At 75.0% G+C, this 24,088-nt stretch carries 33 protein-coding genes and 1 pseudogene; 27 read left to right on the top strand and 7 right to left on the bottom strand.

Annotated elements, in window-relative coordinates; genetic code table 11:
- The first annotated feature begins 49 nt into the window (after positions 1-49).
- The 11 genes from ACL02T_RS31520 (at position 50) to ACL02T_RS31470 (ending at position 8,091) form a co-directional block, all read left to right on the top strand.
- Positions 50-583: a CinA family protein gene (locus ACL02T_RS31520; protein WP_412834453.1), complete on the top strand. Its 534-nt coding sequence runs from the start codon at positions 50-52 to the stop codon at positions 581-583.
- A gap of 191 nt (positions 584-774) precedes the next feature.
- Positions 775-1,617 carry an oxygenase MpaB family protein gene (locus ACL02T_RS31515; RefSeq protein ID WP_412834452.1) on the top strand — a complete coding sequence of 281 codons (843 nt, stop codon included), beginning with the start codon at positions 775-777 and terminating at the stop codon, positions 1,615-1,617.
- 88 nt (positions 1,618-1,705) lie between these two features.
- On the top strand, positions 1,706-1,912 hold the full coding sequence (locus ACL02T_RS31510) for a hypervirulence associated TUDOR domain-containing protein (protein ID WP_412834451.1): 207 nt from the start codon (positions 1,706-1,708) through the stop codon (positions 1,910-1,912).
- Between the two features lie 47 nt (positions 1,913-1,959).
- The gene (locus tag ACL02T_RS31505) at positions 1,960-2,790 is read left to right on the top strand and encodes an SDR family NAD(P)-dependent oxidoreductase (protein ID WP_412834450.1); all 831 of its coding nucleotides are present in this window, start codon (positions 1,960-1,962) and stop codon (positions 2,788-2,790) included.
- Between the two features lie 17 nt (positions 2,791-2,807).
- Positions 2,808-3,239 carry a ChaB family protein gene (locus ACL02T_RS31500; RefSeq protein WP_412834449.1) on the top strand — a complete coding sequence of 144 codons (432 nt, stop codon included), beginning with the start codon at positions 2,808-2,810 and terminating at the stop codon, positions 3,237-3,239.
- 105 nt (positions 3,240-3,344) lie between these two features.
- Positions 3,345-3,908 carry a hypothetical protein gene (locus ACL02T_RS31495; RefSeq protein WP_412834448.1) on the top strand — a complete coding sequence of 188 codons (564 nt, stop codon included), beginning with the start codon at positions 3,345-3,347 and terminating at the stop codon, positions 3,906-3,908.
- A gap of 59 nt (positions 3,909-3,967) precedes the next feature.
- On the top strand, positions 3,968-4,162 hold the full coding sequence (locus ACL02T_RS31490; RefSeq protein WP_412834447.1) for a hypothetical protein: 195 nt from the start codon (positions 3,968-3,970) through the stop codon (positions 4,160-4,162).
- The gene (locus ACL02T_RS31485) at positions 4,162-5,013 is read left to right on the top strand and encodes an SDR family oxidoreductase (protein ID WP_412834446.1); all 852 of its coding nucleotides are present in this window, start codon (positions 4,162-4,164) and stop codon (positions 5,011-5,013) included. The genes ACL02T_RS31490 and ACL02T_RS31485 overlap by 1 nt, the downstream gene beginning before the upstream one ends.
- Positions 5,014-5,072: 59 nt before the next feature.
- Complete coding sequence (locus ACL02T_RS31480) at positions 5,073-6,038, top strand: SDR family NAD(P)-dependent oxidoreductase (RefSeq protein WP_412834445.1); 966 nt, start codon at positions 5,073-5,075, stop codon at positions 6,036-6,038.
- Positions 6,039-6,061: 23 nt separating this feature from the next.
- On the top strand, positions 6,062-6,493 hold the full coding sequence (locus tag ACL02T_RS31475; RefSeq protein ID WP_412834444.1) for an SRPBCC family protein: 432 nt from the start codon (positions 6,062-6,064) through the stop codon (positions 6,491-6,493).
- Complete coding sequence (locus ACL02T_RS31470; protein WP_412834443.1) at positions 6,490-8,091, top strand: phytoene desaturase family protein; 1,602 nt, start codon at positions 6,490-6,492, stop codon at positions 8,089-8,091. Before ACL02T_RS31475 ends, ACL02T_RS31470 begins: the two co-directional genes overlap by 4 nt.
- Positions 8,092-8,272: 181 nt before the next feature.
- Here ACL02T_RS31470 and ACL02T_RS31465 read toward each other — a convergent pair whose 3' ends face one another.
- The 3 genes from ACL02T_RS31465 to ACL02T_RS31455 form a co-directional block, all read right to left on the bottom strand.
- Entirely contained in the window at positions 8,273-8,533 is a 261-nt protein-coding gene (locus ACL02T_RS31465; RefSeq protein ID WP_412834442.1) for a hypothetical protein, read from the bottom strand.
- A 111-nt stretch (positions 8,534-8,644) separates the two neighbouring features.
- The gene (locus tag ACL02T_RS31460) at positions 8,645-10,108 is read right to left on the bottom strand and encodes an MFS transporter (RefSeq protein ID WP_412834441.1); all 1,464 of its coding nucleotides are present in this window, start codon (positions 10,106-10,108) and stop codon (positions 8,645-8,647) included.
- 144 nt (positions 10,109-10,252) lie between these two features.
- Positions 10,253-10,648 (bottom strand): STAS domain-containing protein, encoded by a 396-nt coding sequence (locus tag ACL02T_RS31455; protein ID WP_412834440.1) that lies wholly within the window; start codon positions 10,646-10,648, stop codon positions 10,253-10,255.
- Positions 10,649-10,847: 199 nt separating this feature from the next.
- Here ACL02T_RS31455 and ACL02T_RS31450 point away from each other — a divergent pair, with 199 nt between their 5' ends.
- From ACL02T_RS31450 to ACL02T_RS31435, 4 genes are read left to right on the top strand one after another with little or no spacing between them, the layout of a single operon-like run.
- Complete coding sequence (locus tag ACL02T_RS31450; protein WP_412834439.1) at positions 10,848-11,084, top strand: hypothetical protein; 237 nt, start codon at positions 10,848-10,850, stop codon at positions 11,082-11,084.
- 35 nt (positions 11,085-11,119) lie between these two features.
- Positions 11,120-12,319, top strand: a complete 1,200-nt coding sequence (locus tag ACL02T_RS31445; RefSeq protein ID WP_412834438.1) for an alcohol dehydrogenase catalytic domain-containing protein — start codon at positions 11,120-11,122, stop codon at positions 12,317-12,319.
- Positions 12,320-12,368: 49 nt separating this feature from the next.
- A complete protein-coding gene (locus ACL02T_RS31440; RefSeq protein ID WP_412834437.1) occupies positions 12,369-12,602 on the top strand; it encodes a DUF3140 domain-containing protein in 234 nt (77 codons plus the stop codon).
- Positions 12,603-12,651: 49 nt separating this feature from the next.
- A complete protein-coding gene (locus ACL02T_RS31435; RefSeq protein WP_412834436.1) occupies positions 12,652-12,927 on the top strand; it encodes a DUF3040 domain-containing protein in 276 nt (91 codons plus the stop codon).
- Between the two features lie 27 nt (positions 12,928-12,954).
- On the opposite strand, the gene ACL02T_RS31430 is transcribed toward ACL02T_RS31435, so the two are convergent.
- Both ACL02T_RS31430 and ACL02T_RS31425 read right to left on the bottom strand, forming a co-directional pair.
- Positions 12,955-13,575 (bottom strand): ribonuclease H family protein, encoded by a 621-nt coding sequence (locus tag ACL02T_RS31430; RefSeq protein WP_412834476.1) that lies wholly within the window; start codon positions 13,573-13,575, stop codon positions 12,955-12,957.
- A gap of 112 nt (positions 13,576-13,687) precedes the next feature.
- Positions 13,688-14,653: a TIGR03557 family F420-dependent LLM class oxidoreductase gene (locus ACL02T_RS31425; RefSeq protein ID WP_412834435.1), complete on the bottom strand. Its 966-nt coding sequence runs from the start codon at positions 14,651-14,653 to the stop codon at positions 13,688-13,690.
- A gap of 219 nt (positions 14,654-14,872) precedes the next feature.
- Between ACL02T_RS31425 and ACL02T_RS31420 the strand changes: the two genes are divergently transcribed.
- The 12 genes and pseudogenes from ACL02T_RS31420 to ku all read left to right on the top strand — a co-directional run bounded on the left by ACL02T_RS31420 (position 14,873) and on the right by ku (position 22,301).
- Positions 14,873-15,325 (top strand): hypothetical protein, encoded by a 453-nt coding sequence (locus ACL02T_RS31420; protein WP_412834434.1) that lies wholly within the window; start codon positions 14,873-14,875, stop codon positions 15,323-15,325.
- Between the two features lie 300 nt (positions 15,326-15,625).
- Entirely contained in the window at positions 15,626-16,318 is a 693-nt protein-coding gene (locus tag ACL02T_RS31415; protein ID WP_412834433.1) for a hypothetical protein, read from the top strand.
- Complete coding sequence (locus tag ACL02T_RS31410) at positions 16,311-17,594, top strand: SRPBCC family protein (protein ID WP_412834432.1); 1,284 nt, start codon at positions 16,311-16,313, stop codon at positions 17,592-17,594. The genes ACL02T_RS31415 and ACL02T_RS31410 overlap by 8 nt, the downstream gene beginning before the upstream one ends.
- 4 nt (positions 17,595-17,598) lie before the next feature.
- Positions 17,599-18,036 (top strand): gas vesicle protein GvpJ, encoded by a 438-nt coding sequence (gvpJ, locus tag ACL02T_RS31405; protein WP_412834431.1) that lies wholly within the window; start codon positions 17,599-17,601, stop codon positions 18,034-18,036.
- On the top strand, positions 18,033-18,764 hold the full coding sequence (locus ACL02T_RS31400; RefSeq protein ID WP_412834430.1) for a GvpL/GvpF family gas vesicle protein: 732 nt from the start codon (positions 18,033-18,035) through the stop codon (positions 18,762-18,764). The genes gvpJ and ACL02T_RS31400 overlap by 4 nt, the downstream gene beginning before the upstream one ends.
- Positions 18,765-18,767: 3 nt before the next feature.
- Positions 18,768-18,998 (top strand): gas vesicle protein GvpG, encoded by a 231-nt coding sequence (locus ACL02T_RS31395; protein ID WP_412834429.1) that lies wholly within the window; start codon positions 18,768-18,770, stop codon positions 18,996-18,998.
- 12 nt (positions 18,999-19,010) lie between these two features.
- Entirely contained in the window at positions 19,011-19,409 is a 399-nt protein-coding gene (locus ACL02T_RS31390; protein ID WP_412834428.1) for a gas vesicle protein GvpO, read from the top strand.
- A pseudogene (locus ACL02T_RS31385) lies at positions 19,406-19,726 on the top strand (gas vesicle protein); the annotation flags it as partial. The gene ACL02T_RS31390 and the pseudogene ACL02T_RS31385, both read left to right, overlap by 4 nt.
- A gap of 251 nt (positions 19,727-19,977) precedes the next feature.
- Positions 19,978-20,724 carry a GvpL/GvpF family gas vesicle protein gene (locus ACL02T_RS31380; protein WP_412834427.1) on the top strand — a complete coding sequence of 249 codons (747 nt, stop codon included), beginning with the start codon at positions 19,978-19,980 and terminating at the stop codon, positions 20,722-20,724.
- Complete coding sequence (locus ACL02T_RS31375) at positions 20,721-20,957, top strand: gas vesicle protein (RefSeq protein WP_412834426.1); 237 nt, start codon at positions 20,721-20,723, stop codon at positions 20,955-20,957. Before ACL02T_RS31380 ends, ACL02T_RS31375 begins: the two co-directional genes overlap by 4 nt.
- The gene (locus tag ACL02T_RS31370; protein ID WP_412834425.1) at positions 20,950-21,246 is read left to right on the top strand and encodes a gas vesicle protein K; all 297 of its coding nucleotides are present in this window, start codon (positions 20,950-20,952) and stop codon (positions 21,244-21,246) included. The genes ACL02T_RS31375 and ACL02T_RS31370 overlap by 8 nt, the downstream gene beginning before the upstream one ends.
- A 134-nt stretch (positions 21,247-21,380) precedes the next feature.
- Positions 21,381-22,301 (top strand): non-homologous end joining protein Ku, encoded by a 921-nt coding sequence (ku, locus tag ACL02T_RS31365; RefSeq protein ID WP_412834424.1) that lies wholly within the window; start codon positions 21,381-21,383, stop codon positions 22,299-22,301.
- A 9-nt stretch (positions 22,302-22,310) separates the two neighbouring features.
- Here ku and ACL02T_RS31360 read toward each other — a convergent pair whose 3' ends face one another.
- Together ACL02T_RS31360 and ACL02T_RS31355 are read right to left on the bottom strand one after the other, a co-directional pair.
- Entirely contained in the window at positions 22,311-23,387 is a 1,077-nt protein-coding gene (locus tag ACL02T_RS31360; RefSeq protein ID WP_412834423.1) for a carboxylate-amine ligase, read from the bottom strand.
- Positions 23,388-23,453: 66 nt separating this feature from the next.
- Positions 23,454-23,966, bottom strand: a complete 513-nt coding sequence (locus ACL02T_RS31355; RefSeq protein WP_412834422.1) for a hypothetical protein — start codon at positions 23,964-23,966, stop codon at positions 23,454-23,456.
- Positions 23,967-24,088 lie beyond the last annotated feature (122 nt).

Genomic DNA, 24,088 nt, shown 5'->3' with positions numbered 1-24,088 from the left:
GGCGACTCCACCGGCACCTGTCCCGAACCACCGCGAGGCAGCACATCCCATGAGCGAAGAGACCCTCGACGACATCGCCGCGACGATCGCGGAGCGCGCCTCGGCGGCCGGGCGCACCGTGGCCGTCGCCGAGTCACTCACCGGAGGCATGGTCGCGTCCGCGCTCGCGCGGGCCGAGGGGGCCTCGGCGTGGTTCCGCGGCTCGATCGTGGCCTACTCCAGCGAGGTCAAGCACGACCTGCTCGAGGTCCCGGCCGGGCCGGTCGTCAGCGAACCCGCGGCCCGGACCATGGCCCGGCGGGTGCGCGAGCTGCTCGGCGCCGACCTCGCCGTCGCGCTGACCGGGTCCGGCGGGCCCGACCCGCAGGACGGTCAACCGCCGGGCACCGTCCACATGGCGGCCACCGGCGAGCCCGGCGGGGAGGAGGTGCTCCGGCTCGACCTCGAGGGCGAGCCGGCGGAGATCTGCGGGTCCGCCGCACGCGAGGCCCTCCGGCTGATCGCGGCCCGCCTGCAGGCGGAGCAGGAGGACCGGGAGGTGTCCGCGCAGGTCGGCGCGGGCCGGGGCGGTGGCGCCGGATGACCGGCGGCGCGACGGGTACCGCCGCCGTCGTCGCAGGCCGAGCGCAGCCGGAGCGGGATGGCGAACGCCCGGCACCGCACCGTGCCCGAGCGCGCGGGCGTGCAGGCCGTCACCGACCTCGTCACCGGCGCGCGCCGTGGCTGCGGGTGCGGTACGCCTGCTGAGTACACCCTCTGCCGAGGAGGCCGCCGATGACCGTCGACACCGCACTCCGGACCGACCACGGCCTCTTCGGGCCGGAGTCGGTGACCTGGCGCGTGCACCTCGAACCCGTCCTGTGGGTGGCGGGGATGCGCGCGCTGCTGCTGCAGTCGCTGCACCCGTGGGTCATGCGCGGCACCTTCCAGAACAGCGCGCTGTTCGACCCGGCCAAGGCCTGGCCGCGCTTCCAGCGGACGGTCGAGTTCGTCGGCACCCGCACCTTCGGCTCGCGCGCCGAGGTGGAGGCCGCCGGCGCCCGGGTGCGCCGGCTGCACCACAAGCTGCGCGGGGTCGACCCGGAGAGCGGCCGGGGGTTCCCGATCGACGCGCCCGAGGGCCTGCTGTGGGTGCACTGCGGGGAGATCGACTCCTACGTCGACGTCGCCCGGCGGGCCGGGATCGTCACCGCCGCGGAGGCCGACGCGTACGTGGCCGAGAGCGTGCGGGCCGCGGAGGTGGTGGGCCTGGACCCGGCCGCGGTACCGGCCTCGCGCGCCGAGCTCGCGGCCTACTTCGCCCGGATGCGGCCGCGGCTGCGGGTCACGGACGAGGCACGGGTCGCGGTGGGCGGGCTGCTCGCGCCCCCGGCCGGTGCCCCCACCTGGACCCGCACGGCGATCTCGGCCACCGCGACGACCGCGCTCGCCACCCTGCCCCGCTGGGCCCGGCGGATGTACGGGCTGCCCGGCCTGCCGACGACGGATCTGGCCGCGTCCGCGCTGCTGGCCGGCCTGCGCCGGGCCACCCACCTGCTGCCCGACCCGCCCGCCCCGCCCGAGGTCCGGGAGGCGCGCCGGCTGGTGCGGCTCGCCCGGGCGGGCGAGCCGGGGTGAGCTCCGCGGCCGTTGCGGGTATCGCCCGGTACGCCCGTTCGGACGCAGGGTCCGGACACTGGGTTCCGGCACGAACCGGGAGGACACGGTGAGCGAGTTCACGAAGGGTGACAAGGTCCGCTGGAAGAGCCACGGGGGCTGGGCCGAGGGCGAGGTGCTGAAGAAGATCACCGAGGACACCGAGGCCGCGGGGCGCACGGTGCGGGCGTCGAAGGACGAGCCGCAGTACCTGGTCCGCAGCGAGAAGAGCGACAGCGAGGCCGTCCACAAGCCGGACGCACTCGACCGCCGCTGAGTCCGGCCCGGCCGGTTGACCGGGGCGCGGGCGGGTAGCCGACCGGCATGTCGACCCGAGAACTCGCCCTGGTCACCGGTGCCTCCAGCGGTATCGGGCTGGAGCTCGCGCGCGAGCTGGCCCGCCGCGGCTACGACCTCGTCGTCACCGCGGAGGACGCGGCCCTGGAGACCGCCGCCGGGAGGATCCGCGAAGCCGGCACGGACACCGACGGCGGGACCGACGGCGGGGTGGACGTCAGGATCGTGCACGCCGACCTGCGCCGCCGCGAGGGCGTCGAGGAGGTGTGGGCGGCCGTCGGGACGACGGGGCGCCCGCTCGCCGTCGCCGCCCTGAACGCCGGCCTCGGCCTCGGCGGCCCGTTCGTGGAGAACGACCTCGACGCCGAGCAGGACGTCATCGACGTCAACGTCACCTCGACCGTGCGGCTGGCGAAGCACGTGCTGCAGCACATGGACGCCCGGCACGAGGGGCGGGTCCTGATCACCTCGTCGATCGCGTCCCAGATGCCCGGCACCTACCAGGCCGTCTACAACGCCTCGAAGTCGTTCCTGCAGTCGTTCGCCCAGGCCGTGCAGGCCGAGCTGGAGGCGCGGGACAGCGGCGTCTCCGTGACCTCGCTGATGCCCGGGCCCACCGACACGAACTTCTTCCACCGCGCCGAGATGGACGACACCAAGATCGGCGCCTCCGACTCGAAGGACGACCCGGCCCAGGTGGCGAAGCAGGGGATCGACGCCCTGCTGGGCGGCAAGGACAAGGTCGTCGCCGGCGCGCTGTCCACGCGGGCGCAGAGCGTCGCGAACGACGTGCTGCCGGACAAGCTCAAGGCGGGAGCACACCGGAAGATGGCCGAGCCCGGCTCGGCGGAGAGCTGAACGGGAGGGAGAGACCCATGGCGGGCGAGCACGAGGAAGCGGAGAAGATGCGCGACGACGTCCCGTCGACGATCGCGCGCTCCGACGACAAGGCCGTGCGCACGTACAAGAAGACGCTGGAGTCGGCGGAGGACAGCTACGGCGACGGCGAGCGCGCCCACCGCGCGGCCTACGCCTCGCTCAAGCACACCCACGAGAAGGTCGGCGACCACTGGGAGCCCAAGGACGAGGCGGGCCCGTCGGACGAGCAGGCCGAGAAGAGCACCCCGCAGTCCCGGTCGGACGACGACACCGCCGGTGGCGTCGACGCCAAGGCGAAGAAGAGCCACCTCGTGGACGTCGCGAAGAAGCTCGACATCGACGATCCCGACGGGAAGAACAAGGACGAGCTCGTCAAGGAGATCGAGAAGGCCAACGACCGGGAGACCGCCCGCGCCCGGAAGACGTGACGACGGACCGTGAGCACGCTCGCGCCGTTCTGGTGACACGCGTTTGACCGGCGAAAACCCCGGGGATCCCGGACGCACGCCCGATCCCACCCGCAGGGAGCTGCCGTGACCGACGTGCACCCGGAGGGCCTCGTCGCGGATCCTGCCCGGGTCCGTGCCCGCCCCCGTCTCGGAGCCCCGCTGTGGCTCTGGGCGATCATCTCCGCCGTCTGCTCGCTGGTGGCGGTGGCCGCCTTCGTGCGGTGGGACCCGCTGGGCGGGGCCGGCACCACGCCGGACCCGGGCGCGTCGAGCGGCCTCACGGTCGGCGGCACGAGCCTGCTGCCGCTCGAGAAGTCCTCCGGGCCGGGCGGGGACCTCTCCGGGTTCGCCGGCCGCACCGTCACCGCGGAGGGCGTCGCCGTGCAGTCGGTCCCGTCCGACGAGGGTTTCTGGCTGGGCACGGCCGCCGACGAGCGGGTGTGGGTCCGGCTGGTGGGGCAGCCGGGCGAGTCGCCCTTCGTCGCCGCCACGGGGGACCGGGTGTCGCTGCGCGGGCAGATGGTCGCGCACCCGGAATCCTTCGCCGCCCGGGCGGTGCCCGGCGACCCGGCCGCCGCCGCGCTGCTGTCCCGCCAGCGGGCGCACGTCGAGGTGGACAGGTCGGACCTGGAGATCGTCGCGCCGTAGCCGACCCGGCAGCGACGCCGAGAGGGTTAGGTACGCCGTGGGCCGGTTACGCCCGGGGCATGACCGCACGCGACGAGCACGACGAGACCGTGACCGAGCAGATCCTGCGGGAGTCGACCATCACGGGTGACCCCGAGGTGGATCCGGGTCCGGGTCCGGAGCAGCCGCAGGCTGCGGCCTTCCCCGGTGCCGGCGCGGACGAGGCCGAGAGCGCCGGCCGGCCCGAGGACGACCGGCGCGGGCAGGACCGCTGATGGCGCCGGAGCAGCCGGCACAGCAGCAGGAGCCGCCGGGTCGCACGGCGGAGATGGAACCCGAGCCGTCCGACGAGATGCGCGGGTATGCCGGCCGCGACCTCCTGGCCGGCAAGGTCGCGCTGGTGACCGGCGGCGACTCCGGGATCGGGCGGGCGGTGTGCGCGGCCTTCGCCAAGGAGGGGGCCGACGTCGCACTGGCCTACCTCTCCGAGGACGACGACGCCGAGCACACCGCGAAGCTCGTCCGTGCCGAGGGCCGTCGGTGCCTGACCCTGCGCGGCGACCTCGGCGACGGGCAGCACTGCGTCGACGTGGTGGAGCGGACCGTCGCCGAGCTGGGCCGGCTGGACGTGGTGGTCAACAACATCGCCACCCAGGACCCGGTCGACGCGCCGGAGGAGATCGGCGACGAGCGCTGGTTGCGGACGTTCGACGTGAACATCCACAGCTTCTACCGGGTCATCCGGGCGGCCCTGCCGCACCTGCCCGAGGGCTCGGCGATCATCAACACCGGCTCGGTCAACGGCCTGCGCGGCAACAAGAGTCTCATCGACTACTCGGCGACCAAGGGCGCGGTCACGGCGCTGACCTACTCGCTGGCCCAGTCCCTGGTCGACCGGAACATCCGGGTCAACTGCGTGGCGCCCGGCCCGGTGTGGACCCCGCTGATCCCGGCGACGATGCCGCCGGGGAAGGTCGAGTCCTTCGGTGAGCAGGTCCCGATGGGGCGCGCCGCCGCGCCGGACGAGATCGCGCCCTCGTACGTCTTCTTCGCCTCGCCGACGCTGTCCTCGTACTACACCGGCGAGGTGCTCGCACCGGTCGGCGGCGAGACCATGCCGGGCTGAGTCCCGTCGATCCCTGCGCGACGACGTGTGACGCGGGCGGGGACGGGTAGCTCGCCGACGTGGAGATCGCGGGGAGCGTCGTGGTGGTGACCGGCGCGTCGAGCGGCATCGGGCGGGCGACCGCGCTCGACCTGCTCCGGCGCGGCGCGACGGTGGTGGGCGTGGCCCGCGACGCCGCCGCCCTGAGCGAGCTGCAGACCGGACACGGCCTGCACCCGGCCCCCGCCGACGTCGCCGACCTCGCGGCCGTCGAGGGCGTGGTGCGGGAGGCGACCACCCGGTTCGGGCGGATCGACGCGTGGGTGAACTGCGCCGGCGTCGTCGAGTTCGGGGCCTTCCTCGACGTCCCGCTCGACGACGTCCGGCGGGTCCTCGACGTCGACCTCATGGGATACGTCCACGGCTGCCGCGCCGCGCTGCCCGGGATGGTGGAGCGCGACCGCGGCGTGATCGTGAACGTCTCGTCCGTGCTGGGGATCGTCGCCCTGCCCTACGGCGCCTCCTACTCGATGGCGAAGTTCGCGATCCGCGCGCTCGGGGTGAGCCTGCGCCAGGAGCTGCGCACCTCGGGCGTGCGCGGGGTGCGGGTGGGCACGGTCCTGCCCGCGGCCGTCGACACGCCGATCTGGCGGGCCGCCGCGAACCGCACGGGCGCACGGCCGCGACTGGCCGCGCCGACGTACACCCCCGAACGCGTCGCCCGCATCGTGGTGAACCAGATCCGCCGGCCCCGCCGCGAGGTCGTGGCGGGCGGCGTGCTGGCCCGGCTGATCCTGCTGCAGCACAAGGTGTGGCCGGAGAGCGCCGAGCGGTTCTTCGCCGAGGAGGTGCACCGGTACGTGCTGGCCCGCCCCGGCGGGTCCGGCCGGGACCGGGGGACCCTCGACGAGCCGCCCGACGGGCCCCGGCGGGTGCACGGTGGCTGGAACGGGCCGGGACGCGAGGGGGCGCGGCGGCTCGCGGCCGGGATCGCGGCCGGCGTCGTCGTGGGAACAGTGGCCGGCCGCCTGGCGGCGCGCCGGTGAGACCGATCCGGGAAGGGAGCGCGATGGAGGTCGACCGGTTCGTGGCCGTGGAGCCGGCCCGGGTGTGGCAGGTGCTCGCCGACGGCTGGAACTACCCGTTGTGGGTCGTGGGTGCCACCCACATGCGGGCGGTCGACGAGGGCTACCCGGCCGTCGGCACGCGGTTGCACCACAGCGTCGGCAGCTGGCCGCTGCTGATCAAGGATCGCACCGAGGTGGTGGCCTGCGAGCCGGAACGCCTCCTGGAGCTCAGGGCGCACGCCTGGCCGTCGGGAGCGGCGCGGGTGCGGATCTCGCTGCGCCCGGAACCGGACGGCACCAGGGTCGGCATCACCGAGCACGCGGAGTCCGGGCCCGCCGTGCTCGTCCCGCCGCCGATCCAGCAGGCCCTGCTGGTGTTGCGGAACCGGGAGTCCCTGGCCCGCCTCGACGCCCTCGCCCGGCGCCGGACATGACGGGGGCCGGCGACGCCGATGCCGACGCCGTCGTCGTCGGGGCGGGGCACAACGGGCTGGTGGCGGCCAACGTGCTCGCCGACGCCGGCTGGAGCGTCCTGGTCCTGGAGGCCGCGGACGCCCCGGGCGGCGCCGTGCGCACCGCCGAGATCACCGCCCCCGGGTTCCACAGCGACCTGTTCAGCGCCTTCTACCCGCTCGGGGCGGCGTCGCCGGTGCTGCGCGAGCTCGGCCTCGACCGGTACGGCCTGCGCTGGCGGCACGCCCCCGAGGTCCTCGCGCACGTCACCCCGGACGACCGCGGCGTCCTGCTGTCCCGGGACCTCGACATCACGGCCGGCTCGCTCGACGCGTTCGCCCCGGGGGACGGGGCGGCCTGGCGCGAGCTGGCGGGGGAGTGGGCGCGCATCCGGGACCCGTTGCTGGAGACCGTGCTGCGCCCGTTCCCGCCGGTCCGGGGCACCCCGCGGCTGCTGCGCGCGCTCGGCACCGCCGACGCGCTGCGGTTCGCGCGCATGATCGTCCAACCGGTCCGGCGGTTCGCCGAGGAGCGCTTCGCCGGGGAGGGCGCCGCGCTGCTGCTGGCCGGCAACGCGCTGCACACCGACCTCGGGCCGGACGCCGCGGGCAGCGCGGTGTTCGGCTGGCTGCTCGGCATGCTGGGCCAGGACGTCGGCTTCCCGGTGCCCGAGGGCGGCGCCGGGCGGATCGTCGACGCGCTGCTGGCGCGGCTGGAGGAACGCGGCGGCCGGGTCGAGTGCGGGCGCCCGGTCCGCGAGGTCCTGCTGCGCTCCGGTCGGGCGGCCGGGGTGCGCGACGCCGAGGGCACGCCGGTCACGGCCCGCCGCGCCGTGCTCGCGGACCTGCCGGCGCCGGTGCTCTATCGGGACCTGGTCGGGGAGGCGAACCTGCCGCCCCGGTTCGTCCGCGACCTCGAGCGGTTCCAGTGGGACACCGCGACCGTCAAGCTCGACTGGGCGCTCGACGGGCCGGTGCCCTGGACGGCGGCGGAGGCCCGCGGGGCGGGCACGGTGCACCTCGGTGCGGACCTGGACGGGCTGCGCGGCTACGCCGGCGACCTCACGGCCGGGCGGGTGCCGCGGGAGCCGTTCCTGCTGTTCGGGCAGATGACCACCGCCGATCCGGTGCGTTCCCCGGCGGGCACCGAGTGCGCCTGGGCGTACACGCACGTGCCGCGCGGGCTGGGCTGGGGCGAGGCCGACGTGCTCCGGCACGCCGACCTCGTCGAGCGCACGGTGGAGCGCAACGCCCCGGGCTTCCGGGACCTGATCCGCGCCCGCAGCGTCGCCGGGCCCCCCGACCTGCAGCGGCGCAACCCCGCCCTGGTCGACGGGGCGATCAACGCCGGCACCGCGGCGGTGCACCAGCAGCTGGTGTTCCGGCCCGTCCCCGGCCTGGGTCGGGCGGACACCCCGATCGACCGGTTGTTCCTCGCGGGCTCCTCCGCGCACCCCGGCGGCGCGGTGCACGGCGGGGCGGGCGCCAACGCGGCCCGCGCCGCCCTCGCCGCCTCGGGCCGCCTGGGACCGGTCTACCGCGGCGTGATCCGCGCGGCCCACAAGCGCATCTACGCCTGACCTCCGACCGCACCACACTCGGCAACGCCGTCTCGACCGGGCGCCGAAGTGCAGTATGGCTCCACAACGCGGATCTGGGCCGGGCTGGAGCGCATCATGGTTCCATAACGCTGCTCGAGGGCGGCTCTGAAGCGCAGTATGGCTCCATCATGCGGTGGCGGGATCGGCGAGGGGCCGGTCGTCAGTAGTCGGGGTCGCCCGGGCGGGGCGGCGAGCAGTTGTGGGCCACGTTCAACTGCTGGGCCAGCTCGTCGACCCGCTGCTCGTGCACCCGCTCCTCGTGCACCCGCTCCTCGTGCACCCGCTCCTCGTGCACCCGCTGCTCGTGCACCCGCTCGTCACTGCGGGCGGTCTCCGCGCGGGCCCCGGACCCGGCGTCGGTCGCCGGGTCGGTCGCGGTGTCGGGCCCGGTGCGGGTCTCCCGGTCCTCGCGGTCCTGCACGGGGGCCTCCCCTCGCTGCGTGGTGTGCCGGCCGGACGTGTCCGGTGCCCGCGTACCCGATCACCCCGGCGCCGGACGTGTCCGGGGCCCGCATACCCGATCACCCCGGCCTCACACGTCCGTCCCGCCGCCTCGCTCCCGCAGTACCGCCGCCACCGGCCGGGAGTGGAAGGCGGTCCCCTCACCCGCCGTCCACCGTCGCAGGTCGGGCTTCTGCGGGCCGGTGCCGCCGAGCAGCAGGATGCCGGTGAGGACGACGGCGCCGCCGCCGGTGACCACGACACCGAGCAGGATCGTCCGCTCGATCGCGGCCGGGTCGCCGGACATGGCCAGCTTCAGCACCACCGGCGCGGCCAGGAACGCCGCCTCGGACCGGAGCAGCTGGACGAGCGCGAACGCCGGCCCGAGCCGGGGCGCCGGGACGCTGAGCGCGCCGAGGAACAACCCCGGCCCGACCCCCGTGCCGGCGCCCAGCCCGAGGAGGAACCCCGCCACCGCGGTGCGCGCCAGCCCGCCGCCGGTGAGCAGCACCCCGCCGCCCGCGCACACGGTGAGCAGCCCGCCGAGCACGAGCGCCGGGAGCCAGCGGGTGGGCAGCACGCGGACGATCAGCCAGACCGCCAGCAGCATCCCCGCGGTCTCGGTCGCGAGTGCGCCCCCGATGACCTCGGGCGGGTGCCCCTCCACCTGCTGGCTGCGCAGCACGGCGAGCTCGGTGAAGGCGGTGAAACCCGCGCCGGTGACCATGGCCGCCCCGATCCCGGTGACCGGCAACGTGTGCGCGATGAGCCGGGCCGGCATGAGCGGGTCCTCCTTGCGGTGCTCCCGGACCACGAGCAGCACCAGGGCGGCCAGCCCCACCACCGTCGGCACGAGGAAGCCCGGCGAGGTCGGCGCGTGCCCCACGAGCACGCTCACTCCCACGAACGGCAGGAAGGTCGCGACGGCGGCCAGCGGGATGCCGGACGGGTCGAAACCCATCCGTGGCGCCTCCGCCTCGCCGCGCTCGAAGCCCAGCAACCCGACCACGAAGCCCGCCAGGGCGATCGCCGCGGCGGCGACGAACACCCACCGCCAGACGCCCGGCGACGCCGCGAACCCGCCGATCGACGTGCCCAGCACGGCCCCGCCGAACAGCCCCAGGTTGATCAGCGCGACGGTGACCGGGATCGGCCGCGGGCCGTGCCCGGTGACGGCGGGTGGCAGCGAGACGACCAGCAGCATCCCGCTGCCCAGCCCCAGCAGGACCCGGCCCGCGACGAGGGCGCCGTTCGACCCGGCCAGCGCCGATACCCCGGCCCCGACCGCCACGAGCAGGGTGCAGCCCAGGTACAGCCGCCGGGGTGGGACCCGGCGGATCAGGTCGGCGGCGACCACGACGCTGAAGGCGTACGAGGCGTTGGCCAGGCCCTGGCCCAGCTGCAGGCCCGCCCGGTCGGTCCCCAGCTCCTGCGCCAGCACCCCGGTGAACAGCAACGGTGCCGTGGAGAGCAGGACGAACGGGGCGAGCGCGAGCAGGGCCATCGTGATCCCGGTGGACCACCGACCCGTGAGCCCCGGCCGCGGCAGCGTCACCGGAACCTCCGCACGTGCGCAGCGCACGCTCTGCGGGAGGACCGGGCACGGGGCGCTCGGGCGCGGGGTGATCGGGGCATGCGGCCCGGCTTCCCGCCGATCCGGCCCCTCAACCGGCCGGGGGGAGGGGCCCTCGGACGGCCGTCAGTCCGACCGACGGCTGCGCGTCCCGGCGTAGGCCGCCGCACCGGTGTCGACCGTCGCACCGGTGTCGGGCAGGGCGGCGAGCGCCGGGATCCCCAGGGCCCGCAGGATCATGCGCGCCGGTCGCTGCTCGTCGCAGACCAGGTGCAGCCCGCCGCCGCGGCGTTCCAGGTCCTCGCGCAGGTACAGCAGTTCGCGGACTCCGCTCGCGCAGAGGTGCTGCAGGTCGTCGAGGTTCACGGCCACCACGACGCGATCCGCGGCGGCGAGGCGCTGCAGCGCCGTGCGGAAGCACCCGAGGCTCGCGAGATCGACCTCGCCGCGCAGGCGCGCGACGAGGTAGTCCGGTTCCGGACGGTCCTCGATCTCGATCTCGACCATGTCCCTGTCCTGCATCGGTGGTGGCGCCTCCCCGTGGCGGGAGAATCGCGCGCTGCGCGGTTGAACGCGGCGACTCCGAGTGCCCCCATGCTGGCACGCCCGTCCGGGTCCCGGGAACCCCCGGGCGTCGAGGGGCGTGCGTGCCGGCGGCCGTTTGCCGCCCTTACGGGCGGGTATCGCCCAGGACGACCGAGGACCCAGTCGGGAGACCCGCATGCTGACCGCACCCGCGCCGAACCGCACGCTCGACCCGGCACCGACCGGACCGAGCACGCAGCGGACGGTCGACGAGGTGCCCGCCGCCCGCACGCGGCCCGGCAGCGACCACCCCGGCAGCGACCACGAGGACCTCGACGGGACCGCGGTCCCGGTGGCGGCCACGGCCGCCACCTCCGCCGCCGACGCGGCCCACCCGGACCGGTTGCGCAACGAGCACCGGTACCCCGCCTGACGAACGCCCCCGACCGGGGGCGGAGAGGAGACCCCGTGCGCGCGGTCACCTGGCACGGCAAGCGCGACGTCCGGGTGGACACCCACCCGGACCCGTCCGTCAAGGACCCCGACGACGTGATCGTCCAGATCACCTCGACCGGGCTGTGCGGTTCCGACCTGCACCTGTACGAGGTGCTCGGCCCGTTCCTCGGTGAGGGCGACATCCTCGGCCACGAGCCGATGGGGATCGTCGCGGAGAAGGGCCCGGGGGTGACCTCGCTCGAGGTCGGCGACCGGGTGGTGGTGCCCTTCAACGTCTCGTGCGGGACCTGCTGGATGTGCGAGCACGGGCTGCACTCGCAGTGCGAGACCACGCAGAACCGCGAGCAGGGCATGGGCGCGTCGCTGTTCGGCTACACGAAGCTGTACGGGCAGGTGCCGGGCGGGCAGGCGGAGTTCCTGCGCGTGCCGTTCGGCGACAAGCTGCCGATCAAGGTGCCCGAGGGCCCGCCGGACGACCGCTTCGTCTACCTCTCCGACGTGCTGCCCACGGCGTGGCAGGCCGTCGCCTACGCCGACCCGCCGCGCGACGGCAGCCTCGTCGTCCTCGGGCTGGGCCCGATCGGCGACATGGCCGCCCGGATCGCCCGGCACCGCGGCGTCGAGACGGTGATCGGCATCGACCTGGTGCCCGAGCGGCTCCAGCGGGCGCAGAACCGCGGTGTGACCACCATCGACCTGCGCGACGCCGGCAAGGACGTCGCCGACGCGGTCCGTGCGCTCACCGGCGGCCGCGGCGCCGACGCGGTGATCGACGCGGTCGGGATGGAGGCGCACGGCTCGCCCTTCGGCAAGATCGCCCACCAGCTCGCCGGCTACCTGCCCGACGCGCTGGCCGCGCCGTTCATGAAGACCGCGGGCGTCGACCGGCTGGCCGCCCTGCAGATGGCGATCGAGCTCGTCCGCCGCGGCGGCACCGTCTCGCTGTCCGGGGTCTACGGCGGCATGGCCGACCCGCTGCCGATGCTGCAGATGTTCGACAAGCAGATCCAGCTGCGGATGGGGCAGGCGAACGTGCACCGCTGGGTGCCGGACCTGCTGCCGCTGCTCACCGACGACGACCCGCTGGGCACCGAGGACTTCGCGACCCACCACGTCCCGTTGGAGTCGGCGCCCGACGCGTACAAGATGTTCCAGGAGAAGCGCGACGGTGCCGTCAAGGTTCTCTTCCAGCCGGGAACGACGACGGCGTGAGCGGTAGGAGCGCGCAGGACGTCCGCGGGGATTCGGCGAGGCGGTCAACATGGCCCCCGCCGAGCTCGAGAAGTGGCTGCGGTCGGACGAGTCGGGGCGGCGGATCGTGGAGATCCTGCGGAAGAAGAAGGCCGACGTCGGCGAGGACGACGAGGAACACATGCGCACGGTCGTCGGGTACGTGCACCGGCACCTGGCGCAGCGGCCGAAGGGCGACGTCACCGGGACGACGTGGCGGTACTCGCTGATGAACTGGGGGCACGACCCCCTGAAGGACGGTTGACCAGCCGGGATCGGAGTAGTTCGCTCACGGGGAGAGCCGAGGGGGAGCCATGCTGAGCGACGAGGACCGGCGTCGGCTGCAGGACATCGAGGCGGCGATCCGGATGGAGGACCCGCGCTTCGCCGAACGCCTCGGCCACGGCAGGTTCCCGGCCCGCGGGGGCCGCGTCCTGGCGGTGCTGCTGATCGTCGTCGGCCTGGTCGGGCTGCTCGCCGGGCTGGCCCTGCTCAACGGGCCGACCGTGCTGTTCGCCGCCCTGGTCACGGTGCTGGGGGCGACGTTGTGGGCGCGGCTGGGCCGCACACGTCGCCGCCCGAGCGGCTGAACGGGCCGGCCCTCCCCGGGCCCCCGCTCAGGCGACCGCGCGGGACTGCTCCACGGCCAGCGCGTCGACCAAGTCGTTCATCGGGTCACCGGAGTGGCCCTTCACCCAGCGGAAGGACACGTCGCCGCGGTCGTTGACGAGCGTGATCAGCGGCTCCCAGAGGTCGCGGCTCACCACCGGCTTGCGCGCGCTGGTCGTCCAGCCGCGGGCGAGCCAGCCCCTCCACCAGCCGTCCCGGAAGCAGTTCACGACGTAGGTCGAGTCGCTCACCACCACGAGCGGGCCGTCGAGCGACCGCACCGCCTCCAGGGCGGCGCGGATCTCCATGCGCTGGTTGGTGGTGCCCGCCTCGCCGCCGCTGTCCTGCCGCCCGTCACGGGTGGCCCAGGCCCAGCCGCCGGGGCCCGGGTTGCCCGAGCACGCGCCGTCCGTCCACACCTCGAGCGCGCCGTCGGCCGCGGGCATGTCGGGCCGGGGCGCCGAGCGCGCGGGCCGGGCCGCCAGGGTGGCGGCACCGGTGGCGCCCCCGGCCGTCGCACCGCCCGCGCACGCGGCGTGCGCCCACGCGGTGCCCGCCTTCGCGATCTCCGCGCCGGGCCGGATCGGGTTCGAGCAGACGCCGCAGGTGGTGGCGTACTTCGCGGTCATCGGCACCCGGCCAGCCTACGATGCGGGGGCACCGGCACCGCCCGGGCTCCCGGCATGCCGCGTCGGTACCGCTCGCTCCGGTGGTGGCGGTCGAGCGCGGGACGCCCCCTCCTCAGGACAGCTGCGGCAGCACCTTCTCGGCCCACCCGCGGAAGAAGCCCTCGTGGTCGGCGCCGACCTGCTGCACGTACACCTCGTCGACGCCGGCGTCGAGGTACTGCCGGACCCGCTCGAGGTGGGCCTGCGGGTCGTCGCCGCACACGATGGCCTCGGCGACCTGCTCGCGCGGCACCAGCGTCATCGCGTCGGCGAAGTCCTGTGGGCGGGGGAGGGTCTGGCCGAGCTGGCCCGGTAGCGCGTCGTTGGCCCAGAGGCGGTGCGCCCGGTCGATCGCGGCCTCGCGGTCGGGCTCCCAGCAGACCTTCATCCCGGCCTGGACCGGCTTGTCCCCACCGCCGGACTCGCGGAAGGTCCGGACCAGGTCGCCGTCGGGCACCACGGTGCAGTAGCCGTCGCCGATCCGCCCGGCCAGCTCGGTGGCCTGCGGGCCGAACCCGGAGACGTAGATCGGCACCGGCTGCTCGGGGAGGGTGTAGATCCGCGCGTCCTGGACCTCGTAGTGGGTGCCGTGGTGGCTGACCTGCTCCCCTGCCCGCCCGGCCCGGTGGAGCAGGCGGATCACCTCGACCGCCTCCTCCAGCATCGCCAGCCGCTCGCCGACGGAGGGCCAGGCGTCGCCGAGGACGTGCTCGTTGAGCAGCTCGCCGCTGCCGACGCCGAGCACGAACCGGCCCTCGAGCTGCACGGCGGCGGTCGCCGCGGCCTGCGCGATCACGGCGGGGTGGATGCGGACCGTCGGGCAGGTGACCGCGGTGCTCACCGGCAGCGACACCGCCTCGGACAGCGCCCCGATCACGGACCAGACGAAGGGGCTCTGGCCCTGCTCGTCGTTCCAGGGGTGGTAGTGATCGGAGATCCACAGCTTCGCGAAGCCCGCCCGTTCCGCCGCCCGCGCTTGGGCGACGAGCTCCTTGGGGCCGTACTGCTCGCAGGACAGGAAGTAGCCGATGCTCGCCATGTCGGATCCCTACCCGGGCGCGGCCCGGCGAACCGCGCCGCGGCCCCGGCACCGCGGCGGGCCGGCTCGGCCGCCCGGGGGAGCGCGCGACACGTCGCGCTGGGACGGACGGGCGTATTCGGCGCCGGAGGGGGCCCGGGGCGAGTGGTGCCGGCCCGGTTCGGGGTAGACGGCCACGAGCGCGGCCACCCCCGGGCGGCGCAGCGGGGAGGAGCACCGATGCGGCCCACGACGGCGCTGGAGATCGACGACGAGGCCCCGCGGCCGCGCAACGGGACCCGGCCTGCCGCGCCCGGCCCCGTCGAGCGCCGGGACGCCGCGGTCGCCGAGCTCAAGGACAGCCTCCGCGATCTGCTGCGCACGCTGCTGCGGACCTCTGTCGGGCTCGTCCTCGAGCGCGTGGAGGACCTCGGCGGGACGATCCAGAAGATGGCCGCGTCGGGCGGGGTCGCCGTCGGCGGGCTGCTCGGCGGCGTGCGCGCCGGGCTGGCCGGGAAGAACCCGATCTGGGGCGCCCTGAAGGGTGCGGTCGGGGCGATGAGCACCGGGATGCGCGTCGCGATCGTCCTCGCCCTGGTCCTCGCGATCGTGCTGTTGCCGATCACCGTGGTGCTGCTGCTGGTCGCGCTGATCGTGCTGATCGTCGTGGCGGCGGCGAAGGCCGGTTCCTGACCCCGGCCGAGGGCCTCCGCCCGGCCCGGGCAGATCCGCCCGGGTGAAAGACCCCCGTCCGGCGCAACTTGGTCGCGCGTGCGTAGTGGTCCTCACGCATTCGTCTCGCAGCCGTGCCGGTAAACGGACCGCGCGGGTGAACCGCACGGCGCAAAATCGTCGGGAAACCGTAAGGAGCGTGTGCGGCTCCACCCGTTCGGGTAAATGCTGCCAGACCCGGGCTACGGGGCCCGGGCGCGGACGGTTCGGTGACGTCGGTCTCCGGCACGAGCGGGGCCGGCCGCCACACGAGGAGGCACGATGAAATGCGGCGCACGGGTGGCGCTCGGGGTGGCCGGCGGCTACTTCCTCGGACGTACCAAGAAGATGAAGCTCGCCCTGATGCTCGGCGGGATGGCCGCCGGGCGTCGTGCCGGCGGGCCGGGTGAGCTCCTGGCGCAGGGCACCAAGCTGCTGAACAGCTCCCCGGAGCTGCAGGCGCTGACCGATCAGGTCCGCGGGCGGCTGCTGGAGGCCGGCAAGGGCGCGGCGATGGCCGTGGCGGCGCGCCAGGTCGCCTCGCTGACCGACCGGGTCGGCCAGAAGGTCGAGTCGCTCGGCGAGACCGGGTCCGGCGCCACGGACACCGCCCGGGACACCGCGAAGGCGGGGACCGATGCCACCGAGAGCGCGGTGTCGAGCGCGCGGGAGGCCTTCGGCGGTGGGGCCGACGACGAGGCCGAGGAGGCCCCCGACTCGGGCGACGACGTGCGTGCCGACTCCGACGGGGCCGACGAGGGCGAGGCCGAGGAGCCCGAGGAGCAGCCGAAGCGACGCCGCACGGCCAAGGCGCAGGGTGCGGGGCGCGGGGCGGCCTCCCGCGGTGCCGGACGGCGCACGGCGGCCGCGGGCACCTCCACCGCCCGGGCCGGGGCCAAGGCCGCCGCGGGCGGGGCGAAGGCCGCCTCCGGGCGTGGCCGGACCGCGACCAAGCGGAGGAGCACCGATGGCTGACACCCCGAAACTCGCCGAGGCGCTCCCGGCCGACCAGCTGAAGGACGCCGGCCAGCGCCTGCTGTCCCTGCTGGTGCAACGGGCGGCCGAGGCCGCGACCGACCGGGTGACGAACCTGACCGACCGTCTCGACACCGTCACCGAGAACGGCGGCGCCGGGCTGCGCGAGGCGCTGGGCCGCGGGCAGGACGACACCGACGAGGACGCCGACTCCGACGAGTCCGACGGCGGCGGGGGCGGCTTCTTCTCCGGTCTGAAGGAGAAGGTCGGCGGCCTGCTCGGCGGCGGCGAGGACTCCGAGGGCGGAGGCGGTGGCAGCGGCGGCGGCAAGAAGGTCAAGCTGATCAACATCGTCGAGGAGCAGGACGTCGGCCTGCCCGTGCGGACCACGTACGACCTGTGGACGCAGTACGCCGACTTCCCCGGCTTCATGAAGAAGGTCGAGAGCGTCGACCAGATCGCCGACGAGAAGACCCACTGGAAGGCGCAGATCTTCCTGTCCCACCGCGAGTGGGAGGCGACGACCATGGAACAGGTCGCCGACTCGCACGTCATGTGGCGGTCGAAGGGCGCCAAGGGGCACGTCGACGGCGCGGTGAGCTTCACCGAGCTGGGCCCGAACCTCACCCGGGTGCTGCTGGTGCTCGAGTACCACCCGCAGGGCCTGTTCGAGCGCACCGGCAACATCTGGCGCGCGCAGGGCCGCCGCGCACGCCTGGAGTTCAAGCACTTCCGCCGGCACGCCATGACCACCGCGATGCTGCACCAGGACGAGATCGAGGGCTGGCGCGGCGAGATCCGCGACGGCGAGGTCGTGCGGACCCACGAGGAGGCGCTCGAGGAGGAGCGGCGCGCCCGGGAGGAGGAGGGCGAGCCCGAGGAGCGCCCCGAGTACGCCGAGGAGGCCGACCGCGGCGACGAGTACGAGGAGGGCGAGGAGGAGGGCGCCGAGCCCGCCGCCGAGTACGCCGAGGACGAGGGCGAGGAGGGCGCCGAGCCCGCCGCCGAGTACGCCGAGGACGACGAGGAGGAGCCCGCGGAGGAGACGGACGAGGGCCCCGTCGACGAGTCCGACGAGTACGCCGACGAGGAGCCCGAGGAGGACTACGAGGAGGCCGACGAGTACGCCGACGAGGAGCCGGACGAGGAACACGAGGGAGCCGACGAGGCGGACACGGCCGCCGACGAGGACACCGAGCCCGAGGAGGAGCCGCCCCCGGCCCGCCGCCGCACCGCGCGCCGGCAGCCCGCGGGCGCCGGTGGAAGGAGCCGATGACGCGATGACGGTGGCGACGCAGACGCAGGGCGGGGGCCACGTCGACCGCGGCGGCGGGGGCGGCTCGAGCGGTCTCGCCGACGTCGTCGAGCTGATCCTGGACAAGGGCCTGGTCATCGACGTGTTCGTGCGGGTGTCGCTGGTGGGGATCGAGATCCTCACCATCGACGCGCGCGTGGTGGTGGCGAGCGTGGACACCTTCCTGCGCTTCGCCGAGGCCACCAACCGGCTCGACCTGTACGGCAAGGGCAAGGGCGGCAAGGACCTCACCGAGCTCACCCAGGGGATCACCGAGGGCGGGGCCAAGGGCAAGACCTCCGGGATGCTCGACGCCGCCGTCGACAAGGTCGAGGAGCTCCTGGGCGGCGACGACCGCGACCAGGAGCCGGTGGAGGCGCCGCGCCGGCGCCCCCGGCAGCGGACGCGGGAGCGTGAGGGGTGAGCGCGACGTACGTCTACGGGCTGGTCCGGTCCGACGCCGAGCTGCCGGACGACCTGGTGGGACTGGGCCCCTCGGGCACGGTCACCACCGTGACGCACGAGAAGATGGCGGCGATCGTGGGCGACGTCCCCCTCGACCGACCGCTCGGCACCCGGGACGACCTGGTCGCCCACGAGGCCGTCGTGGACACCGTCGCCTCGATGACGACCGTGCTCCCGATGCGGTTCCCGGCCGTGATCGAGGAGGAGGGCGTGGTCGACGAGCTCCTCGTCCCGCACCACGACCGGTTCGTGCGGGCGCTGGAGCAGCTCGAGGGCACCGTCCAGTACACCCTGAAGGGACGCTACGACCAGGACGTCCTGCTCGGCGAGATCATCGAGGAGGACTCGGGGGTGCGCGAGCTGCACGAGCGCATCCGAGGGGTGCCCGAGGACGCGGCCTACTACGACCGTGTCAAGCTGGGCGAGCTGATCGTCAAGGCGCTCGAGGAGCGCCGCGAGGTCGACGCGAAGGACATCGTCGACCGGATCGGCCCGTTCGCCGAGGCGGTCTCGACCACCACGCCGACCCAGCCCGAGGACGTCGTCAACGCGGCGTTCCTCGTGCGCCGGGACGGCGCGGAGGAGTTCGAGCAGGCCGTCGAGGAGCTGGGCGCGGACACCCACGAGTGGCTGAAGCTGCGGCTGCTCGGTCCGCTGGCGCCCTACGACTTCGTCCCGGAGGAGTGAGCGATGGGTCTCGTGTCGGGCCTGGTCGGGCTGCCGCTGGCCCCCGTGCGCGGGGTGGTGTGGCTGGCCGGTCAGATCCAGGATCAGGCCGAACAGCAGTACTACGATCCGGCGCGGATCCGCGCCGAGCTGGAGTGGGTCGACGAGGCGCGCCGCACCGGTGAGCTCCCCGAGACCGAGGCCGTCGAGCGGGAGAACGAACTGCTGCAGCGGCTCATGGTGCGCCGCACCTGACCGGCGGGACGTATGACGGACGAACACGAGGACACCGGGACCGGCCGTCCCGCCCGCCGCGCCCCCGCCCGGCGCGGCGAGCGGGCGCCCGCGAAGCGGACGTCGACGACGGCCGCGGCCGGGTCGGCCGGGTCCGGGCGCAACGGCCACGTGCTCCCGGCCGACGCGGCGCGTCGGGCGGCCGAGCAGATCGTCTCGCTGACCGGCCGCGAGCTGGAGTCGGTCGTGTCGATCGAGCGGCGCGACGAGGGCTGGCTGATCGGGGTGGAGGTGGTGGAGACCCGCCGCATCCCGGACTCGGCCGACATCCTGGCGGTCTTCGAGGCGGAGGTCGACGAGCACGGCGACCTGTACGGCTACAAGCGCACCGGCCGCTACAGCCGGGGGCAGCTGCACCGAGGAGGACGATGACGACCGGAGGTCTTCCGGTACCCGGCCGGACGGCGCGACCACCCGAGCACCGCGTGGAGTCGACGAACCTCGCCGACATCCTGGAGCGCGTGCTCGACAAGGGCATCGTGATCGCCGGTGACATCCGGGTGAACCTGCTCGACATCGAGCTGCTCACCATCAAGATCAGGCTGCTCGTCGCCTCGGTCGACAAGGCCCGCGAGATGGGCATCGACTGGTGGGAGCACGACCCGACGCTCAGCTCCGGGCAGCGCGACCTGAACGAGGAGAACCGCCGGCTGCGGCAGCGCATCGGCGACCTCGAGGCGGCCCGCACGCGCGAGCTGGAGGGCGGCTCGGGGAACGGCACGGCACCGGACGACACGGTCACCGACGACGCGGTCACCGACGACGCGGTCACCGACGACGCGGTCACGGGCGACGCGGTCACGGGCGACGCGGTCACGGACGACACGGTCCGGGACGACACGGTCACGGTCGCCGAACCCGAACCCGAACCCGAACCCGAACCCGAACCCGCGCCGGCGCGGACGCGGGCGCGGACCGCCCGGGCGCGGAAGGAGCGGGAATGAGCCTGGTGTGGCTGTACGCCGTGCGCCGGGGCGGGGCGGACGCACCGGCCGGCCCGGGCGTCGACGACGAGCGCCCCCGGCTCGTCGCCGAGGGCCCGCTCGTCGCCGTGGTCGGTACCGTGCGCGAGGAGGAGTTCGACGAGGCGGCGCTCGCCCGCGCCATGGAGGACCTGCGGCGTATCGAGGCGCTGGCCCGCGCGCACCACGCCGTGATCGTCGAGGCGGCCGGCGAGCGGCCGACCGCGCCGCTGCGGCTGGCCACCGTCTACCGCGACGACGAGGCGGTCGCCCGGATGCTGCGTGAGCGGGCCGCCCAGTTCGACGCCGTGCTCGACCGGGTCACCGACCGCCGGGAGTGGGGGGTCAAGATCTACGTCGACGCCAAGCCCGACGCGCCGGCCGAGGACCCCTCGCCCTCCGGGCGGCCCGGGACCGCCTACCTGCTGCGCCGGCGCGCCGACCGGGACCGCGGCGCGCGGGCCCGTGAGCAGGCCCGCGCCGTCGCCGACCGCATCGACGAGACGCTCGCGCAGGTCGCCGCCGGTGCGCACCGGATGACGCCGCAGGACCCCCGGCTCAGCGGGCGCGAACAGGAGATGGTGCTCAACGCGACCTACCTCGTGGACGTGGCCGGTGAGGAGGAGTTCCGCGCCGCGCTCGCCGGGATCGAGGCGGAGGGGGCGACGGTCGAGCTCACCGGGCCGTGGCCGCCCTTCTCGTTCGCCACCCTGGGGGACTCGTGACGCTCGCCCACCCGGACGACGAGCTGAGCCTGGTCGACCTGCTCGACCGGCTGCTCGCCGGGGGCGTGATGCTCACCGGCGACATCACGATCTCGCTGGCCGACATCGACCTCGTGCACGTGTCGCTCCGGGCGTTGATCAGCTCGGTCGGGAAGCTGCACGAGGGCCGGGAGACCGGGCTCCCGGAGGCGGCGCTCGCCGACACCGAGCTCACGGAGGTGCGTCGTGCCTGAGCTGCCGAGCCGCGTCGAGGCCCAGCCGGACACGGTCGGCCGGGACCTCGGCCGGCTGGTGCTGACGATCGTCGAGCTGTTGCGCCAGCTGATGGAGCGGCAGGCGCTGCGCCGGGTCGACGCCGGCGACCTGCCGGACGAGAAGATCGAGCAGCTCGGCCTGGGCCTGATGCGCCTGGAGGAGGCGATGGTCGAGCTGCGCGAGCACTTCGGGTTGGAGCCGGGCGACCTGAACATCGACCTGGGTCCGCTGGGCAACCTGCTCGGGCCGGAGGCCGGCAGCCGCTGACCCCCGGCCGAGGCCGGCAGCCGCCGGCCCCCGCCCGGGGACGGGTACCGGACGGAACACCGGGCGACTGCCCGGCGCCGATCCCGGGTACCCGGACGGCACCCGGACGGCCGGGTCGGACGGAGGGAGGCGGCGTGGCACGCGCGATCTGGACGGGCTCGATCACCTTCGGGCTGGTGTCGATCCCGGTGGGGCTCTTCACCGCGACGGACGACCACACCGTGCACTTCCACCAGTTCCAGCGGGGCACCTCGGACCGGATCCGCAACCAGCGGGTCAACGAGCGCACCGGCGAGGAGGTCGACTACGGCGACATCGTCAAGGGTGCCGAGGTGGGCGACGGCGAGTACGTCGTGGTCGAGCCCGAGGAACTGGAGCAGATCGCCCCCGGCCGCTCCCGCACCCTCGACATCACCGACTTCGTCGACCTCGCCGAGATAGACCCCGTCTACTTCCAGCGTGCCTACTGGCTCGCGCCGACCGGCGAGGAGTACCGCAGGCCCTACGCGCTGCTGCGCGAGGCGATGACCCAGGGGGACAAGGCCGCCATCGGCACCTTCGTGATGCGCGGCAAGGAGTACCTGGCCGCCGTGCGCGCCGACGGCGACGTGTTGGCCCTGCACACCCTGCACTTCGGCGACGAGGTCCGGGACCCGTCGGAGGAACTGGAGAACGTCCCGACCCGCCGGACGAAGCCGGGGGAGAAGGAGCTGCGGATGGCCACGCAGCTCATCGAGTCCATGAGCGGGCCGTGGAAGCCCGACCAGTACCGCGACACCTATCGCGACCGGGTCGGGAAGCTGATCGAGGACAAGAAGCAGGGCCGGGAGATCGTCACCGAGTCCGAGGCGCCGGAGCCCACCGAGATGTCGTCGCTGCTGGAGGCCCTCCAGCGCAGCGTCGAGGAGGCGAGGGGGACACGGTCGGGCTCGGGCGGGAAGTCCGGGGGCAGGACTGGCAGGGGCAAGACCGGCGGGGGCAAGACCGGCGGGGGCAAGACCGGCGGGGGCAAGACGGGCGGGAAGTCCTCGGGTTCGCGCCGCAAGGCCTCCTGATCCGGCGGGTCACTCGCGCGCCGCGAGCGCGTCGAGCACCACCGCGCGGAGGTCGCCGCCCCGCTCGAGGGCGCGGCGCTGGTGGACCGCGCCCGGCCGGCGGGCGTTCAGCCCCTGCCACAGCTCCCCGACGGTGTCGAGCTCGCCGGCGTCCCGCAGAGCGGGGCCGACGTGCTCGATCAGCGCGCGCACCACGTCCGCGGCCGGCGCGGGGTGCCAGGTGTGCGGGTGCAGCAGGTCCGTGTCGAGCCCCGAGCGGCTCGCCCGCCACGCCGCCAGCCGCAGGACCTCGGTGCGCACCGGGTCGGCCGGCACGTCCTCCGCCCACTCCCGGGCCGCCGTCTCGACGAGGGCGCGGGTCAGGGCGGCCACGAGGACGGCGTCCGCCGGCTCGCGGCACACGTCCGCCACCCGCACCTCGAGGGTCGACTGGTGGTGCGAGACCCGGGCGTCGAAGTAGAGCATGCCCTCGTCGAGCAGCGTGTCGGTGCCGAGCAGCGTTTCGGTGAGCTCGCGGTACGCCGCCGCCGAGCCGTAGGGGCCGGTCGGGCCCGCCGAGGGCCAGCGGCCCCACACCTGGGTCCGGAAGCCGGCGTAGCCGGTGTCGGTGCCCGCCCAGAACGGCGAGTTGACCGAGACCGCGAGCAGCACGGCGAGCCAGGGCCGGATCCGGTCGAGCGCACCGACCGCCTCGTCGTCGGATCCCACGGCGACGTGCACGTGGCAGGCGCAGGTGAGCTGCTCGCGGCCGGTGCGGCCGAACCGCTCGACCATCGCGCGGTAGCGGGCGTCGGCGGAGACGTGCGGGTCCGCCGGGACCGGCGGGGTGCCGAGCGGGACGGCCTCCACGTCCGCCGCCCGGGCCGCCCGGGCGGCCTCGGCGCGCCGGGTGCGGATCTCGCCGAGCAGGTCGCCGAGGTCGCGGCACGGGTCGGTCGCCGTCTCGACCTGCTGGGCCTGCAGCTCGCCGGTGAGCTCGCCCTCCCCGGCGCGGCGCAGCACGGTCGCCCCGACCGCGCGGGGCTCGCCCGAGTCCGGGTCGACCAGCAGGAACTCCTCCTCGACGCCGAGCGTCCGCACCGCCACGCGAGCAGTATCGCGGGCCCGGGCGCACGGCCCCGGTGAGGGGCCGGGTGCGGGGACGGGGAGTGCTCAGCCGCCGGGTTCCCGCGCCGGCAGGGAGCGCCACCAGAACCCGCCCGCCGCCGCCATCGCCGCGCCGATCAGCGCGTAGCCCGGCCTCCCGGCCACGAGGCCCACGAGCAGCCCGATCGCGGCCAGGACCGCGAGCAGGGCGATCGCGGCGACCTCGGGGCCCGCGGAGGGCGGTTCCTCCTCGTCCTCCTCCGCAGCCGTCCCGCCCCGACCCCCGTCGGCCCCGTCGGCCCCGTCGGTCCCGTCGGCCCCGTCGGCCCCGTCGGCCCCGTCGGCCCCGACGGTGTCCTCGGCTCCGTCGGCGCCGGCTCCCGGTGCCGAGGCCGGCGCGGCCGCTCCGAGCACCGGGTCGGGGACCGGCGTCGCGGGGGCCGGGGGCCCGGGGCTCGGTTCGACGGCCCCCGGCACCTCGCGCGGGTCCGCCGTGAGCTGCCGGGCGAGCCGTGGGTCCTCCCGTTCGAGCAGTCTGCCGATCGCCGCGAGGGCGGCCCGTTCCTTGCTGGTGAGCACCAGGGACTCCTCTCGTCCGAACCCCGGCTCGTCTACCCCGGACCGGCGCGCCGAACCGCTCGGCTCCTGCCTCCTCGCGCGCCGACGGACGCCCCCGGCGGAATCGCCGGGGGCACCGCGGG

The sequence above is a fragment of the Pseudonocardia oceanicola genome (assembly GCF_047200735.1).
Classification (GTDB): Bacteria; Actinomycetota; Actinomycetes; order Mycobacteriales; family Pseudonocardiaceae; genus Pseudonocardia.
Note: the sequence above shows the minus strand (reverse complement) of the source record. Positions and strands in the feature narration are given on the sequence as shown.